Annotated in this window: 30 protein-coding genes; all 30 read right to left on the reverse strand. The window is 28.9% G+C overall.

Annotated elements, in window-relative coordinates:
- Positions 1-367: DEAD/DEAH box helicase family protein (locus IC174_RS16855; RefSeq protein WP_227483499.1), on the reverse strand; the 367-nt coding region annotated here is incomplete at its 3' end.
- A complete protein-coding gene (terS, locus tag IC174_RS16860) occupies positions 360-1,097 on the reverse strand; it encodes a phage terminase small subunit (RefSeq protein WP_227483500.1) in 738 nt (245 codons plus the stop codon). The genes terS and IC174_RS16855, both read right to left, overlap by 8 nt.
- 44 nt (positions 1,098-1,141) lie before the next feature.
- Positions 1,142-1,780, reverse strand: a complete 639-nt coding sequence (locus IC174_RS16865) for a queuosine precursor transporter (RefSeq protein ID WP_227483501.1) — start codon at positions 1,778-1,780, stop codon at positions 1,142-1,144.
- Positions 1,774-2,541 (reverse strand): hypothetical protein, encoded by a 768-nt coding sequence (locus IC174_RS16870; protein WP_227483502.1) that lies wholly within the window; start codon positions 2,539-2,541, stop codon positions 1,774-1,776. The genes IC174_RS16865 and IC174_RS16870 overlap by 7 nt, the downstream gene beginning before the upstream one ends.
- The gene (locus IC174_RS16875) at positions 2,541-3,032 is read right to left on the reverse strand and encodes a ParB N-terminal domain-containing protein (protein ID WP_227483503.1); all 492 of its coding nucleotides are present in this window, start codon (positions 3,030-3,032) and stop codon (positions 2,541-2,543) included. Before IC174_RS16875 ends, IC174_RS16870 begins: the two co-directional genes overlap by 1 nt.
- A gap of 328 nt (positions 3,033-3,360) precedes the next feature.
- Positions 3,361-4,503 (reverse strand): ImmA/IrrE family metallo-endopeptidase, encoded by a 1,143-nt coding sequence (locus IC174_RS16880; RefSeq protein WP_227483504.1) that lies wholly within the window; start codon positions 4,501-4,503, stop codon positions 3,361-3,363.
- Positions 4,504-4,670: 167 nt separating this feature from the next.
- Entirely contained in the window at positions 4,671-5,177 is a 507-nt protein-coding gene (locus tag IC174_RS16885) for a hypothetical protein (protein WP_227483505.1), read from the reverse strand.
- Positions 5,178-5,284: 107 nt separating this feature from the next.
- Positions 5,285-5,581, reverse strand: coding sequence for a hypothetical protein (locus IC174_RS16890; RefSeq protein WP_227483506.1), 297 nt, complete (start codon positions 5,579-5,581; stop codon positions 5,285-5,287).
- 56 nt (positions 5,582-5,637) lie between these two features.
- Positions 5,638-6,051 carry a DUF1064 domain-containing protein gene (locus IC174_RS16895; protein WP_054270882.1) on the reverse strand — a complete coding sequence of 138 codons (414 nt, stop codon included), beginning with the start codon at positions 6,049-6,051 and terminating at the stop codon, positions 5,638-5,640.
- Positions 6,052-6,063: 12 nt separating this feature from the next.
- Positions 6,064-6,279 (reverse strand): DUF3850 domain-containing protein, encoded by a 216-nt coding sequence (locus IC174_RS16900; protein WP_227483507.1) that lies wholly within the window; start codon positions 6,277-6,279, stop codon positions 6,064-6,066.
- Positions 6,280-6,351: 72 nt separating this feature from the next.
- A complete protein-coding gene (locus IC174_RS16905; RefSeq protein ID WP_227437391.1) occupies positions 6,352-6,591 on the reverse strand; it encodes a zinc-ribbon domain-containing protein in 240 nt (79 codons plus the stop codon).
- Positions 6,592-6,604: 13 nt separating this feature from the next.
- Complete coding sequence (locus tag IC174_RS16910; RefSeq protein ID WP_074105478.1) at positions 6,605-6,790, reverse strand: hypothetical protein; 186 nt, start codon at positions 6,788-6,790, stop codon at positions 6,605-6,607.
- A 93-nt stretch (positions 6,791-6,883) separates the two neighbouring features.
- Complete coding sequence (locus IC174_RS16915; RefSeq protein WP_227437389.1) at positions 6,884-7,192, reverse strand: hypothetical protein; 309 nt, start codon at positions 7,190-7,192, stop codon at positions 6,884-6,886.
- A 2-nt stretch (positions 7,193-7,194) separates the two neighbouring features.
- Complete coding sequence (locus IC174_RS16920; RefSeq protein WP_227437387.1) at positions 7,195-7,356, reverse strand: hypothetical protein; 162 nt, start codon at positions 7,354-7,356, stop codon at positions 7,195-7,197.
- Between the two features lie 19 nt (positions 7,357-7,375).
- On the reverse strand, positions 7,376-7,666 hold the full coding sequence (locus tag IC174_RS16925; protein WP_227483508.1) for a hypothetical protein: 291 nt from the start codon (positions 7,664-7,666) through the stop codon (positions 7,376-7,378).
- 95 nt (positions 7,667-7,761) lie between these two features.
- Positions 7,762-8,010 carry a hypothetical protein gene (locus IC174_RS16930; RefSeq protein ID WP_227483509.1) on the reverse strand — a complete coding sequence of 83 codons (249 nt, stop codon included), beginning with the start codon at positions 8,008-8,010 and terminating at the stop codon, positions 7,762-7,764.
- Positions 8,010-8,183: a hypothetical protein gene (locus IC174_RS16935; protein WP_227483510.1), complete on the reverse strand. Its 174-nt coding sequence runs from the start codon at positions 8,181-8,183 to the stop codon at positions 8,010-8,012. The genes IC174_RS16930 and IC174_RS16935 overlap by 1 nt, the downstream gene beginning before the upstream one ends.
- Positions 8,176-8,364 (reverse strand): hypothetical protein, encoded by a 189-nt coding sequence (locus IC174_RS16940; protein ID WP_227483511.1) that lies wholly within the window; start codon positions 8,362-8,364, stop codon positions 8,176-8,178. The genes IC174_RS16935 and IC174_RS16940 overlap by 8 nt, the downstream gene beginning before the upstream one ends.
- Positions 8,364-8,687 (reverse strand): hypothetical protein, encoded by a 324-nt coding sequence (locus tag IC174_RS16945; RefSeq protein WP_227483512.1) that lies wholly within the window; start codon positions 8,685-8,687, stop codon positions 8,364-8,366. The genes IC174_RS16940 and IC174_RS16945 overlap by 1 nt, the downstream gene beginning before the upstream one ends.
- A complete protein-coding gene (locus IC174_RS21180) occupies positions 8,680-8,805 on the reverse strand; it encodes a hypothetical protein (RefSeq protein WP_255625531.1) in 126 nt (41 codons plus the stop codon). Before IC174_RS21180 ends, IC174_RS16945 begins: the two co-directional genes overlap by 8 nt.
- On the reverse strand, positions 8,805-8,978 hold the full coding sequence (locus IC174_RS16950; protein ID WP_227483513.1) for a DUF3797 domain-containing protein: 174 nt from the start codon (positions 8,976-8,978) through the stop codon (positions 8,805-8,807). The genes IC174_RS21180 and IC174_RS16950 overlap by 1 nt, the downstream gene beginning before the upstream one ends.
- Positions 8,975-9,115, reverse strand: a complete 141-nt coding sequence (locus IC174_RS16955) for a hypothetical protein (protein WP_021382013.1) — start codon at positions 9,113-9,115, stop codon at positions 8,975-8,977. The genes IC174_RS16950 and IC174_RS16955 overlap by 4 nt, the downstream gene beginning before the upstream one ends.
- Before the next feature lie 9 nt (positions 9,116-9,124).
- Positions 9,125-9,499, reverse strand: coding sequence for a hypothetical protein (locus tag IC174_RS16960; RefSeq protein WP_227483514.1), 375 nt, complete (start codon positions 9,497-9,499; stop codon positions 9,125-9,127).
- A 12-nt stretch (positions 9,500-9,511) separates the two neighbouring features.
- A complete protein-coding gene (locus tag IC174_RS16965; protein WP_227483515.1) occupies positions 9,512-9,769 on the reverse strand; it encodes a hypothetical protein in 258 nt (85 codons plus the stop codon).
- A 118-nt stretch (positions 9,770-9,887) separates the two neighbouring features.
- Complete coding sequence (locus IC174_RS16970; protein ID WP_227483516.1) at positions 9,888-10,337, reverse strand: hypothetical protein; 450 nt, start codon at positions 10,335-10,337, stop codon at positions 9,888-9,890.
- 64 nt (positions 10,338-10,401) lie between these two features.
- A complete protein-coding gene (locus IC174_RS16975) occupies positions 10,402-11,331 on the reverse strand; it encodes a DnaD domain protein (protein WP_227483517.1) in 930 nt (309 codons plus the stop codon).
- A 14-nt stretch (positions 11,332-11,345) separates the two neighbouring features.
- The gene (gene bet, locus IC174_RS16980) at positions 11,346-12,248 is read right to left on the reverse strand and encodes a phage recombination protein Bet (RefSeq protein ID WP_227483518.1); all 903 of its coding nucleotides are present in this window, start codon (positions 12,246-12,248) and stop codon (positions 11,346-11,348) included.
- Complete coding sequence (locus IC174_RS16985) at positions 12,241-12,516, reverse strand: hypothetical protein (protein ID WP_227483519.1); 276 nt, start codon at positions 12,514-12,516, stop codon at positions 12,241-12,243. Before IC174_RS16985 ends, bet begins: the two co-directional genes overlap by 8 nt.
- 80 nt (positions 12,517-12,596) lie before the next feature.
- Entirely contained in the window at positions 12,597-12,911 is a 315-nt protein-coding gene (locus IC174_RS16990; RefSeq protein ID WP_227483520.1) for a hypothetical protein, read from the reverse strand.
- Between the two features lie 11 nt (positions 12,912-12,922).
- Positions 12,923-13,138 (reverse strand): hypothetical protein, encoded by a 216-nt coding sequence (locus tag IC174_RS16995; RefSeq protein WP_227483521.1) that lies wholly within the window; start codon positions 13,136-13,138, stop codon positions 12,923-12,925.
- Between the last annotated feature and the right edge of the window lie 9 nt (positions 13,139-13,147).

Consider the following 13,147-nt stretch of genomic DNA (forward strand, 5'->3'; position numbering starts at 1 on the left):
ACCATCTTTCTTCAAAACCTTTCATATACACTTTTGTTTTAGTCCATTCAAGAAGTTTCTCAACCTTGCTATTGCTTAGCCACTTAGCTATTTCTGCCCACAATACATCATACAGTTGTTGTCTTGTTGGAGCTGTAGCAACTACTTTCGGAAAAGGTCTAGTACTTAAATACCATACAGTTGCAACACTTTCTAAGCCAGTTTTGCCTACACCTTGACCACTTCTAATTGATACTTTATCATTTTGAGCTAAAGACATTAAAACATCAGATTGCCACTTATCAGCTTTGAAATTTAGCATATCTTCTGCAAACCAAACAGGATTATCCCAATAACAGTCTAATAGTGTTAATAAAGCTTTATTCATTGTTAACACCACGTTTCATTGCAATATTTTGTATAGCTTCAACCCAAGTTTTTGAGTCATCTTTATTGTTATTGTCTATTTCTAATTCAAATCTCTTTTTATCCATTTTTAACTTCTGTAATCTTTCAATGTTCTTAGCTTTTTCTTTTTGTATCTTAGTTAGTTCAGCTTCTAGCTTTTGTACTCTTTCAAATATAGAAACTGCTCTTGTAACAGTTTCTGTCTGTGTCTGCTCATTATCTTTTAGTAAATTACCTTCTATCTTTAAAGTTCTTTTATCTATGCTTTCTAGCGTAATTTTATCAACTTTTTCTTCATACTGCTTTATTCTTTTCATATGTCTGTGTTCTCTAACTGTAAGCAGACTTATTTCTAATTCAAGTCTGTGTATTTCATCTTTATTTTCACTTTTTATCAACTCTATTTCTTCATCTGTTAGAGTGTTAAAGAATATTTTTTCATATATTCCATCTTTTAATCTATTTTTATTCCCTTTTGGAGCACCATTGCCAACAGCATTTTTATTGCCAATTTGTCCCCCTCTTTTCTTTGTAGTACTACATTCACCTTTTCGTAGTACTACATTCCATTTGTCTCTACACTTCCAGTTGCTAATAGTCTTTTCATTTTCTTTTAATATTTCTGATATTTCTCTGTTTGTTATATTTCCATTGCGTTCTATATATAAATTAAGTGCTTTATCCCTGTTGGGGCTTCTAGCTTTTGCCACACCACCACCTCATTATTTCTATATTCGTTTGAATCTTTTTTTTATTATGAAGCTTGTTTATCCACTTTTATTTCTTTACTCTCTCTTGTCAGCAAGTAAAAGAATGGAGTATCTAATAAAGCTAAGAAAAATTTAACTACATATTGACTCATTATCATAGTTATTAGGCTTGGTACAGTACCCCAAAAGCCTATAGTAATAAATATAGCCGTATCTATTAGTTGGCTTAACATAGTACTAGCATTGTTTCTTAGCCACTTATGTTTTCCATTAAATCGCTCTTTTAACTTATGAAATATAAATACATCATTACTTTGAGCTAATATATAAGCTATTAAACTAGCTAATACAAATCTTACATTCTGCCCCAATACTACTTTTAAGTTGCTACTATACTCTGTCGCAAAACTTGCACTTGGAAGGGCTATTGCGATTGTAATTAATAAAAGACTAAATAACTGCATTAAAATACCTCTTTTGACTGTTCTGTTCGCTTCTTCTTTGCCCCATATTTCTCCAATTATGTCTGTGCACAAAAAAGTTAGTGGATATGCTACAACCGCGGCAGGAACCACAAGCCCAAATATATCAACGACTTTTCCTGCAACAATATTAGAAACCACTAAACTTGTTACAAATACACAATTTAATAATGTTAAATTTCTTTCTGTCTTTTTCACCATCTCACTCCATCCATATATTTTTGATATTTAACCCACTCGCACATGCTATGAGCTACTAATTTTTTTAAATCAGTTTTCTTATTACCTTCTTTTTCTAACCTTCTTATATGTATATCTCCATTTTTAAATGTATATAATTGCTGACCAATACTTGCCCCTATAGTCCAACTACTGCTGTCAACACTATAAAACTTAAATGATTTTAATATCTTTGTCTTAGTAAATCCTAATCCATGAACTTTTACACCTTTCTGATACGCATACTCAACCATTTTTTGTATTAAAGGATACTCTTGTTTTTTTATATCATTTATTGCAAATCCTCCAACTGCAATATATTTATATGTTGCACATAACTTTTTCCAGTATTCTACTCCCCGACTTTTATGCCATACAGGAATACATTGTCTACCTACTTCACTTTCTATTTTTTTAGTCCATTTTTCTACTTGTTCCAGCCCAAAAATCACATCTACATCAACTTCAAAGAAATATTTTATATTATAGTCTTTAATGAACTTTATATATCTATCAATATAGTTTTCCATTTCTTCTTTTGAAATTTCTGTGCCATTCATAAAAGAAAAAGCACCCGAATCTAATAAAAAATTCTCATTTCCTACTATTTGCAAAGCTTCTAGGCATGTTTTCTCTTTATTAAAAAAAGTTTCTAAGATATATAAAGGTTTACATTTCTCTATTGTTTCTAATCTTAATTCTTTATTCATTCCACTTTTTGTTGCAGCAAGAAAAATCCTCATTATACTTCAAACTCCTCATTACAATGTGGACATTTCACTATTTTAGCTTTTTTCTCTTTTTCTTCTAATTCTTCATCCAATATAAAATCTGCATCAATAACTCCTAAATCTTCAAACATGTGTATGTTAAATCCCAAATTACTCATATCAATATTTTCTATTTCAGCTAATTCTTTTGTCAATTTATCAAACTCCCAGTCTGAAAATTCTCCAACTTTATTGTCAGCTAATCTATATGCTCTTATTTCTTCATCTGTTAAATCTTCTAAAACCATACATGGCACTTGTTTTAAATCAAGTATTTTAGATGCTTCGTACCTTGTATGCCCTGTAACAATTATATTATTTTTGTCAATTGTGATTGGATTGTTAAAACCAAATTTTTTAATTGAATTAACTACTTTTTCAACTGCATACTCATTGTTTCGAGGATTATTTGCATAAGGTTTTATATCTTCTAAATTAAGATAAACAACTTCTCTTTTGTTCATTTTAAGACCTCCTTTTTAAAATTTAAATATAATAAAAGAGCCACCTACAAAGATGGCTCTTCAAACTAAACACTCATATTTTCCTTCTTTAAAAAAATAAAAGACTAAGCTTACCCGAACTTAGTCTTTTTAGTGGGGGATACATATTATTTAAGGGAGCAAGTTTTAGGAATCGAACCTAAGATTACACACCAGTACTTGCAAATTGAGTGAGGTTACCAAGCCCCACCCTTTTAGACATTTGAATTAAATTCGGATTTAATCCAACATATCTACATATAGTGTATTAATAAGTTTGAACATAGTAAGAATTGAACTTACAGCATCCTCATGCCCTGCCTAGTCTGTTCACATCTGATAAATACAAAATTTTACTAGAATTTAATGTATTGTTTGGTAAATCTAATATATTTTCTAGCTCTTTTGGCTCTAAACTAAAGTTATAGGAGAATGAAAGTTCATCCATAAATTCTTTTGGAGTAAATATTTTTTCATTCAATAACATCAAAACTGCTGTTTTTAACAATGCTGGTAGAGAAGTTAACAATTCATCATCTAATGGTTCTGATTTTCTTAGTCCTCTATGTTGTAAAGTACGAATCATAGATTGATATTCATCCATGCTGATAATTCCTAAAGAATATGAACGACGAATCATTGCTTGTATAGAAACTTTCCATTTACGTTTCAATTCTGTATAGTTTGGAATACGTAAAGGAGTCCTCTTAGCATCAATTTTAAAAGTCTCTTCTGGTAATAATAATGTCGATGCAAAACGATTAGCTTCTGACTCCCTATCTTTAAACTCTTGTTTTTCCAAAGCTTCTACATCTTCACTCCACTCATGTAAGCATATATGACCTAATTCATGAGCTATATCAAAATTTAGTCTAGAAGCAGAAGTGTTATTGTTTGAATACCCAATCAAATACATAGTTTTTCCTTCAATATCTATCATCTGACTAAATGTATCTATATAATCTATTGAAGTAGGAAATCCTGTAACAATTATTCCATGTTTTTCTACCTCATAAATTAAATTATTAATAGGTTTTAATCCCAACCCCCAAGCTTCTCTTAAAAGTAGAGCAGCTTCTTCGGGTGTCTTATAAAAGCAGTTTGGTAAATTTAATGTTGGAAACTCAATATAATCTTGCAAGAAGAAATATATTTGAGATAAAAATTCCATTCTTTCAACTTGCTTTTTTCTATATTTTTTATTTGTAGTCAACAATGCTCTAAAATAAGATGAACCCTGTATAATTTTCTTTTCTTTTTCTAAAAAAAATTTAGATGGAAAATACAATTCTTTTGCTATCCTTTTGATTATATTATCGCTAGGTTTTAATTTATTATTTTCATACATAGAAATGACTTGTCTTTCACATTTCATTTTTTGAGCTAATTCAACTACTGTCATTTCTCTGTATATACGAGCTTTCTTTAGACGTTCTCCATTAAAATTATTCATATTTAATACTCCATTCAAAATCTTTATATGTTGGCTAGAGTGCAGATAATCCCAACTCTAGCCAACTATTTAATTTTGAGAGGGAAATCTTTCATTTCCACAATACTATTATCTCATGTCTAAAACAAAAAAACCTGCACATTTTCAGCACTCAAAAGTGGCTATAGTTAATTTAGTTTGTAATCTAACAATTCAAAAAGTGGTTCTTGTTCTATTAATGCTTTCTTTCCAAATAATGCTATTGATATTGAACTTATCGCTTGACCAGCTCTTATACTTAATTGTCTTTCTTCTAAATGTACTATATCAACTATCTCCTGCCACATTAAGCCATCTATATACTTAAGTTCAATAATTTGCTTGTGTATAGGTTTTAAATTCCTTATAGCTAAATCTATGGTAGATTTAATTATTTCTGACTCATATAACTCTATTTCTTTTTCTGTTATTAAGTCTGATACATTAACAATAGCATCCTCAATCATATTACTAGTTTTGTTTGTTTTTCCTGTTTTGACACTATCATAACTTATAGCTTTTGTTAAATCTCCAACTGAATTATCTCTAAGCATTTGTATTTCGTTTTTTAATTTTATTATATTTGTATTTAATTGTTTATAATTAGAAAGTTGTTTCTTAGTTGCATTAAAAAACTCTTTTTTAGTTTTAGACATACTCACACACTCCTATTAATTATTTATGTTATAATAATATTTGTATATAAAAGTTTTATATTTTTGACAAGTGGAGTGTGAAAGCACTCCTTTTTTCTTTTTAAATACTATTTATTATTCAATCCTATTTTCTTGAAAAAACTTTCAACTTTGCTCTCATCTTTTTCCGCTTCTTTAATCTGCTGTTCATTTTCCGCCTCTTTAATAAGGAGTATTTCTCTAGTACACTTACATACATTCATAGTTTCTTTATGTATTTCTTCATCCATTATTCTCATATAACTGTCAATACCACTTTTCCCAATACCCTCGTCAGCTAATTCATATATTGTTTTTTCCATGCTATCTTTTAATTCTTTAACATTTTTACTATGTTCAATAAGTTTTTTAATATATTCTTCCATACTAATACCTCTCTTTAGCAATTATTTATTCAAGATTTTCTACAATCTTGTATCATTTACTTCTTATTCTTTTTTGCGTCTCTTTTTTTCTTATTCAATTCTTTATACTCTATCCAACCATCTACACCATATTTCTTACTCCTAGAAACCCATGTCAATTTTTCAGGAAAGTTATAATCAAATATCTTTCTTTTTATCTCTCCTTGCTGAGTTCCAAACCCTTTTACATCTATATATTCAACTTCTCCATTCCATTTGTATATCGCAAAGTCAACTGTATATGTAATAGCTCTTTCAGAAACTCCAAACTTTTTAAATTTTGGTTGCAACTCAAATTTCTGTTGTAGTCCAAAATCTTTAATTTCTCCTTTGGCTTTCTTATCTTTAAGATATAAATAGTATTCTGCTTCATCTTTACTATCAAATTTAATTCCATCTATTATAGTTTTCTTATTATTGTATTTGCTCAATTGTTTTCTCCTCTATTTTATTCCTAACTCAACATAACCATTTCCAAGCTTAACAAAATACTCAATCTCTTTATTTACTTCAATTCCTGTAAATTTTCCATCTTTAAAAGCTTGGAATATAACTGTATCTCCTGCTCTAAAATCTGCTGTATACTCTACTTCAATTTGTTTTTTATTCTTAATTACATCTTTAAAAGTACTAGAAGCTATCTGTAATTCATGTATCATAAGCTCACATCCTTTAAAAGTTTTAGTCTATAATTTTTGACTGCTCCTTTTCATATAATCACTTCCCTTAATTTACTCAATTACTCTCATATTCACTTTTCCATTTTTAAAAAGTTTTATTTGATATTTTTTTCCACAATGGGGACAAGTAACTATCATTTTTTTAAACTTAGCTAATGTATAGAAATTCCTACCACATCCACCAAAACATTTACCTCCATTGAATATTTCAAATTCTCCATAGTCTCTATCTAACTCATTTGCTTCATCTCTATGTTCATTAACTATATATTTATATATCAAAGTATTCATTAAAAACACCTGCCTAATCTATTTCGATTTCGACTATAGCTCTACTTAAAAGCTTTACATTATAATTTTCTTTTATATTTTCCTCATCTTTTTTAAAAGCTCTTGCTTCTTCTAAATCATTAAATATAGAGCTGTATATGTTCCCTTTTTCCCATTCTCTTGTTGTCTGCCAAGTTACTTTAAATTCTGTAATAACCATATCGACTGCTCCTTTTATAAGTCAAAGTAAGTCTATAGACTTTTAGTTTCATTCACAAACTTACCTTGACTATTTAAATTATTTAAACCTAGACTATTTGTTTCCTTCACTTTCCATTTTAATTAATAATTCTTTTATTTCAGCAGCTTCTTCTTTTATACATTTAATAGCTAGTTTAATTTCTTCTTTTAAGCGAATATTTAATTCCTTATTTGTAAAAGTAAGTGGTATTTTAGTACCATTTTTTCTTACAATTGATATATTTATTTTTTTACACTCTTCTATTTCCTTTAAATATTCTCTTAATTCTTTTTCATCTTCTTTCGCTCTCTTTATAGCCTCAAGTATAGGAATAACAGCTACTTTATATCCTTCTGGAATATCATTTAAATTTATTTTCATTTTTAAATCTCCTTTTCTAACCAATTTTTATATGTTGTATCACAATCTTTGCTTTCGCAATCTACCCTATCATTTATGCAACTAGCACAAATCTCTTTCCCAAATTCCTTATACACTTCTCTTTCATCAAGATTCTTCGACTTGCACATTTCCTTATTAGTCATATGAGCACCTTCCAGCTTTCTAATTATCTCCTGTAATTTTAAGCAATACTTGTTTAACCTGCATAATTTCATCTTTAAATTCATCAAAACTTATCTCAATTTCTTTTCTTAACCATTCGTTCATAATTTCATCTTTAAAAACTATTGGAATTTCAGTTCCATCTTTACCAATAATCAAAACTTTTGCTTTTTCACATTCTTTTAGTTCTTTTAAATAAACATTTATTTCTTTTTCATCCATTTCAACTTTTTTCATTACTTCATCTACTGTTCCAAGTTTATTTAGTACAAAACTACCTTGATTTTTCATTTTAAATCCTCCTTTATTTCGTTTTTGAGAGTCGCAAAACACTTCAACAGTAATTTATATTAAAATACATTTTGCAACTCTCTAAACTGTTTTTGTTAGATATTTTCTGTATATAAAAGTCCTTTTAATCTCTCTATTTCTTTAATTAGACTATCATTCCAAGTTTTTACAGCCACATCTCTACTTAAAGAAACAACATAATCAAAATGCTCTATATCCAACCTATTTTTGTTAATAACTCTTAAAAATTGACCATTCCTTCCTACTTTATATCTACCTTTTGTTTCTTCTAATACTTCAACTTCTTCTAGTCCTTGCGGACTGCATATATAAATCTTATTCATTATTCTTCTGCCTCCATATAAAGCCATTCTTTGAACCCTTCGGGGCTTTCATAACATATATAACCACAAGGTTCTCCCTCATATATACAATACTCACAAATACAATCTGTGCTTCCAAAAAAATTAGCCATTCCATCCTCATCCAAACTTTTTATCATTTCAAAATTAGTCATTCTTAGCACCTTCTTTATTTTTACAATAATTTTTTATTCCAAGATTCCAACAATCTTCACAGATACGTATGTCTATATACCTAAGTAGACTTGTATTGCCCTTTTCTTTATTAATAAAATATTTTTGTTTCTCAACATTAATTGTCTTCTTACAAAAATCGCACTGTATGAGTTCGTTCATTACTCTTCCACCTCATTTTCAACCCATTCTCTAATTCCTGCCCTGCATTTTTTTTCGTCATCAGAAACAAACATACAATCACAAGCGCAACAGTCACAAATCTCATGTTCAAACAAAAAGTCTATTAATTTATCCTTAAATCCTTTACCATTTTCTATTTTCTCTATTTTCCCTTTAATGAATTTTTCATAACAAGTTGGGCATATGTGTTTATCCATCCCAAGTACTCCTTTGCTACAATCCTTTTTATATAGCTCAATACATTCTCCATTATATTTTTCAAATATCCTCTTACAAAAATCACATTGTATAACTTTACTCATTTTTAAATCCTCCCATATTATCGCAATTTTCAATCTCTTTTAGATTCAATCTATACTCATAAATCCTACCTGCTACAAAACTAATCCCTATCAAAAGTAAACTAGTTAAGATATGCATTATATCTCATCCTTCCTATCATCAATCAATATATTAAACCCACAAGAACATTCTCTATAATATGTGTGTTCTTCAACTATTAACTTGCCTTCATCATTTCCAATCTTGTCATTGCCACAACTAGGACAATAACAATACTTTTCTCCAAGTTTTATAATATCTTTTAATTTCATTTTTCTAACATCCCCTCATACTCATATCTACTCAATATTTTTATAGCTATATCAATAGCTTTATTTACAGAACACTTTTTCTTATTTAATATCTTTTCAGCTAATTTAATTACTTGCTCTACATTTGCTAATACCATCTGTCACTCCTATATTTCATTCCATTTTAATTTTGCATACTTAATATCATACTTGCCTTCATATAGAGTATTTTTATTCAAACAATAACTAATCGTAGTAGGTGCGCATTTCAGTATTTTAGATAATTGAGACATATTCCCTAGCCCAATTCTTCTGTTTGTATTTATATCAACAACTTCTACATTCTTCTTTTTAATTCTTTCCTCTGCAAAGCTCAATACTGCATCTTCAAACTCAAAATAATGTTCATCATTTTTAAAACCTTTTCTTCTATAAACCTGTGATTTTATAAAATACTCTAAATCACTACCCCATACCATTCCTTCATTTACTAATTGATAAGCTATTTCAGAAGCTCTCTGTCTAGCTGTTTTACTCAACATTTCCTTAACCCCCTATTCAACTGGCATTTCAAACACTTTTTCTTTGTAATACCTAACTCCATCTTTATTTATAATGTCAAACTTAGTTCCTGCAATGATAGCATCCTGTATTCTGTTTAATACTTCAATAGCTCTTTCTTCTGATTTATACCTACCTATTTCTCTAGCATTTGATTCCTCTTCAAACACTGCACCTACTTGTTTATTGCTTATTTCAATTCTATTAACTCTCATTAAATCTAATCTATCTTGACTTCTAATTATTATCATTTTTAATACCTCCACCCTTATTTGAATCTAACTCATACATTTTATCTATTAAAAGTCTTAAAGCCCTTCCAGCATCTGAACTTTTTTCGACCTGCAAGTTTCATCTTTAAATTTAATTCTAATTATTTACAATATTATATTTATCATCTTCTCTCCATCCGAAATTGTATGGTTTTATAATATTAGATATTATATCTTTACATAAAAGCATATAGTCTTTTATTTTATCTTCTGATTTATCTAAAATACATTCTAATACATCACATCCACTACAACTTCCATAACCAACATATGTCATAAGATATTCACGTTCATCAGGTTGATATGTTTTTTTAGGTATTAAATATAATAAAGTACCTTGATAATGTCCATCATTTATTTCACTTATATTGTCGCTATCCCACTCATCATCCTCATCTATATTATCATTCAAAATATATTTTACTGATAATTTAACCAAATCTTCATAACTACAATAACTATCATTATTAATTAAATCAGATGATAATAATGCTTCACGTAATCTTGTTTTATTTTTTATCCACTTTTCTTTACAATATTTTATCATTTCTAATCCCTCCAATATTTTTAACTTCTAGGAAGTAATATTGTATAATTACTCCCTAGATTATTTAACTGAACTTCTCCTTCTGACTTTTCTTAATAATGTCGTCTAGCTCATCCTCTGAATACTTAGTAAATGTTTGTTCAAAGTTAGCAAACTTATTTTTACTTAACTGGCTATTAACCACTTTTTTTGTTTTCTTATTTTCTTGCTGTAATCTATATGATTCCAGTTGTTCATATGTAGTAATATTCGCACCCTTCCACTTTTTAAGGATACCTTTTAAGTACGCTGGATTCATATTCATCTTTTCAGCACATATCTCTATTGCTCTTTTAAATACTCTTATATCTATCTCATTAGAAATTTCAATTAACCATTCAGCTGTGACAGGATATATCACTCCTATATTTTCTTCATATAACTGCTTAAATTCTTTTAAATAGTTATCCACAGGTTGCTTCCCTATATACATACTGTTAATACTGTTACTTATAATACTGTTACTTATAGTGTCCATATTTTCCGTGTCCGGCTGAGTCGTGTCCGGAAAAGTAGGACATGGTTCCATGTCTACATTTTTAGGATATGGTTCCGTGTCTTGTTTTTTAGGACATGGTTTTTTCTTCTTTTTATCTACTTTTAAACCTCTATTAGAGATACATTCCTCTATATAAGTTCTATCAAATACAATTTCATATATATTGTTTTGCATTTTACCTTGTTTAGATTTATTTTTATGAATTCTTATATATCCACTAATCTCTAACTCTCTTTTATATTTTGTAAATGTATCTTTTGATATATCTAATTCGTAACAAATTAAATCCCTAGATGGGAAACATGTACCACTAGCACCTGTAAAGCTAGCTAGATATGAATATAGCATTCTAGCACCAACAGTTAACCACCTATCTCTAGTCACTAATTTAGGTATCAACCCGTACCCATCACTTAATATGTTTAACTTTTCTATAACTGACTTATCTTCCTTCAAGGTGACTCACCTACTTAATCAACATTTATAGTTTCTTCTAAACTTACTTGACCATCTATATTTTCAATTTCTTCTTTTGTTTCTACTTCATCCTCTTTTACTTCCTCAAACTCAGCATCTATAAAATCATCTTTTGGTTCATATTCACTAAGTAATTCAATTAATTCATCTACTTCCTCAAATTTTAGCTCTTTTAAATCAAATCCATTACTTTCACAAAACTCCTCTAGTTTTGATGTATCTTTTTTATTCTCATAATCATACAAACCTTTCATTGACGCTAACTTAAGTATTCCTTGTTTTTGTGATGGACTTGCCTTACCTATTTCAATAGGTTTTTGAGGTAATTTATCAGGTACAGTCTTTATTTCTGCACTATCATATAATCCTTGTAAGTCTTCTGGAAATGCTTCTCTTAAAGCTGTAACAATTGCACATTTTCTTATCATTACACAAGGCATTTGCTTCCAAGTAGCTTGACTCTTTGAATACTCTTCTAAAGACACTACAGACTTTATAGGGAACTTCATACCTCTTACTGATACTTCACACCATCCTCCAATTAATTCCTCTTGTGGTAGCTTTAAACTGCCCTCTCTTTCAAATACTTCTCCATTTTTATTTACAGTTACTATCCCAGCTTTCATACCTTCAAATTTAGGATTTTTATTTGCTCTTTTTACAAATACATCTTTACCAACTACTATATTTGCTGGTGAATTACCAAACTTTATTAAATATGCTTCTTTTATAAAAGGATTTAGTTTCTGAGCCTTACACAATTCTATAAACATTAGAACTTCTTGGTCTGTTACATTTCCACTACCACTTACTAGATAATTCTTTACTGTTGTATAATCAAGTATTTGACCTGACTCTAAAGTACATGTCGCTAGTTCTAAAGCCTTGTTATTCATTTTCTAACCCCTCCATATCCTTTATATTTCTTCTTAAAACTGACATAAAGCCATCTATATAATCTCCGTATTCATTTTCTTTTTCATTATCTTTTAAATGCTTTTTAAACTGTTCTAAAGTCCAATCTTTTTTATGTTTTTCTATGCAAGATTCTACGGCTGATATTTGTCCAAACCTTTCATCTGCATCTATTTCATCCACTGCTATGAATTTTAATAAAAATAATCTATCTTCTAAATCTTTTATTATTTCATTTCTAGTTTTCATTTCTTCCCCCTTGTGCTATAATATACATTAATATTTTTATTTTTTGTTTTTGATTAGAGCCATTACCAGTGGCTCTTTTCTTATATCTGCACATCTATAGGTCTATCTCTTTCGATTTCTTCTAAAAACAATTCGAATCTCTTGTAATCTTCACTTTCCTTATGTTCTATTGTTTTAATCTCTATATTTATACTTTCTAAAATATTTTCAACAGCATACTTTGCTCTTTGCCATGCAACTATTTCTCTTAGATAATCTCTCATGTGTGCATCATCTATTAAATCCCTGTCTTTATTTCTAAGTTCCTCATAAAGCACACTATTTTTGCTTATCTCTAATTCAGCTAAATCTAATTGTTTTTGAACTATTTGCTTTACTTTGTTTAAACTTTCCATAATAAACCCTCCTAATTTAAAAATACAATCTCATAATCACCATATCTAACATCTTCTACTATTAGTGCTTGATACTCCATACATCCTCTTTCTTTGTCGTAGTAAGCTAAATTCAACTCATTTTCTGTTGCTACTACTACTATGCAGTCGATTTCAAAACCAAGTCTTTTACAATTTACTTTTACTGCATTTCCTACTTCAACTTTCTTTAAATCGAATTTATTCATAATTACCTC

Origin of the sequence: Clostridioides sp. ES-S-0001-03, from assembly GCF_020676075.1 — a bacterium.
Taxonomy (GTDB): Bacteria; Bacillota; Clostridia; order Peptostreptococcales; family Peptostreptococcaceae; genus Clostridioides.

What these genes read in the sequence shown, in the direction of transcription:
- IC174_RS16865 (WP_227483501.1), bottom strand. Translation starts at nt 1,780, where the DNA reads ATGGTGAAAAAGACAGAAAGAAATTTAACATTATTAAATTGTGTATTT.
- IC174_RS16870 (WP_227483502.1), bottom strand. Translation starts at nt 2,541, where the DNA reads ATGAGGATTTTTCTTGCTGCAACAAAAAGTGGAATGAATAAAGAATTA.
- IC174_RS16875 (WP_227483503.1), bottom strand. Translation starts at nt 3,032, where the DNA reads ATGAACAAAAGAGAAGTTGTTTATCTTAATTTAGAAGATATAAAACCT.
- IC174_RS16880 (WP_227483504.1), bottom strand. Translation starts at nt 4,503, where the DNA reads ATGAATAATTTTAATGGAGAACGTCTAAAGAAAGCTCGTATATACAGA.
- IC174_RS16885 (WP_227483505.1), bottom strand. Translation starts at nt 5,177, where the DNA reads ATGTCTAAAACTAAAAAAGAGTTTTTTAATGCAACTAAGAAACAACTT.
- IC174_RS16890 (WP_227483506.1), bottom strand. Translation starts at nt 5,581, where the DNA reads ATGGAAGAATATATTAAAAAACTTATTGAACATAGTAAAAATGTTAAA.
- IC174_RS16900 (WP_227483507.1), bottom strand. Translation starts at nt 6,279, where the DNA reads ATGATACATGAATTACAGATAGCTTCTAGTACTTTTAAAGATGTAATT.
- IC174_RS16905 (WP_227437391.1), bottom strand. Translation starts at nt 6,591, where the DNA reads ATGAATACTTTGATATATAAATATATAGTTAATGAACATAGAGATGAA.
- IC174_RS16910 (WP_074105478.1), bottom strand. Translation starts at nt 6,790, where the DNA reads ATGGTTATTACAGAATTTAAAGTAACTTGGCAGACAACAAGAGAATGG.
- IC174_RS16915 (WP_227437389.1), bottom strand. Translation starts at nt 7,192, where the DNA reads ATGAAAATAAATTTAAATGATATTCCAGAAGGATATAAAGTAGCTGTT.
- IC174_RS16920 (WP_227437387.1), bottom strand. Translation starts at nt 7,356, where the DNA reads ATGACTAATAAGGAAATGTGCAAGTCGAAGAATCTTGATGAAAGAGAA.
- IC174_RS16925 (WP_227483508.1), bottom strand. Translation starts at nt 7,666, where the DNA reads ATGAAAAATCAAGGTAGTTTTGTACTAAATAAACTTGGAACAGTAGAT.
- IC174_RS16930 (WP_227483509.1), bottom strand. Translation starts at nt 8,010, where the DNA reads ATGAATAAGATTTATATATGCAGTCCGCAAGGACTAGAAGAAGTTGAA.
- IC174_RS16935 (WP_227483510.1), bottom strand. Translation starts at nt 8,183, where the DNA reads ATGACTAATTTTGAAATGATAAAAAGTTTGGATGAGGATGGAATGGCT.
- IC174_RS16940 (WP_227483511.1), bottom strand. Translation starts at nt 8,364, where the DNA reads ATGAACGAACTCATACAGTGCGATTTTTGTAAGAAGACAATTAATGTT.
- IC174_RS16945 (WP_227483512.1), bottom strand. Translation starts at nt 8,687, where the DNA reads ATGAGTAAAGTTATACAATGTGATTTTTGTAAGAGGATATTTGAAAAA.
- IC174_RS21180 (WP_255625531.1), bottom strand. Translation starts at nt 8,805, where the DNA reads ATGCATATCTTAACTAGTTTACTTTTGATAGGGATTAGTTTTGTAGCA.
- IC174_RS16950 (WP_227483513.1), bottom strand. Translation starts at nt 8,978, where the DNA reads ATGAAATTAAAAGATATTATAAAACTTGGAGAAAAGTATTGTTATTGT.
- IC174_RS16955 (WP_021382013.1), bottom strand. Translation starts at nt 9,115, where the DNA reads ATGGTATTAGCAAATGTAGAGCAAGTAATTAAATTAGCTGAAAAGATA.
- IC174_RS16960 (WP_227483514.1), bottom strand. Translation starts at nt 9,499, where the DNA reads ATGTTGAGTAAAACAGCTAGACAGAGAGCTTCTGAAATAGCTTATCAA.
- IC174_RS16965 (WP_227483515.1), bottom strand. Translation starts at nt 9,769, where the DNA reads ATGATAATAATTAGAAGTCAAGATAGATTAGATTTAATGAGAGTTAAT.
- IC174_RS16970 (WP_227483516.1), bottom strand. Translation starts at nt 10,337, where the DNA reads ATGATAAAATATTGTAAAGAAAAGTGGATAAAAAATAAAACAAGATTA.
- bet (WP_227483518.1), bottom strand. Translation starts at nt 12,248, where the DNA reads ATGAATAACAAGGCTTTAGAACTAGCGACATGTACTTTAGAGTCAGGT.
- IC174_RS16985 (WP_227483519.1), bottom strand. Translation starts at nt 12,516, where the DNA reads ATGAAAACTAGAAATGAAATAATAAAAGATTTAGAAGATAGATTATTT.
- IC174_RS16990 (WP_227483520.1), bottom strand. Translation starts at nt 12,911, where the DNA reads ATGGAAAGTTTAAACAAAGTAAAGCAAATAGTTCAAAAACAATTAGAT.
- IC174_RS16995 (WP_227483521.1), bottom strand. Translation starts at nt 13,138, where the DNA reads ATGAATAAATTCGATTTAAAGAAAGTTGAAGTAGGAAATGCAGTAAAA.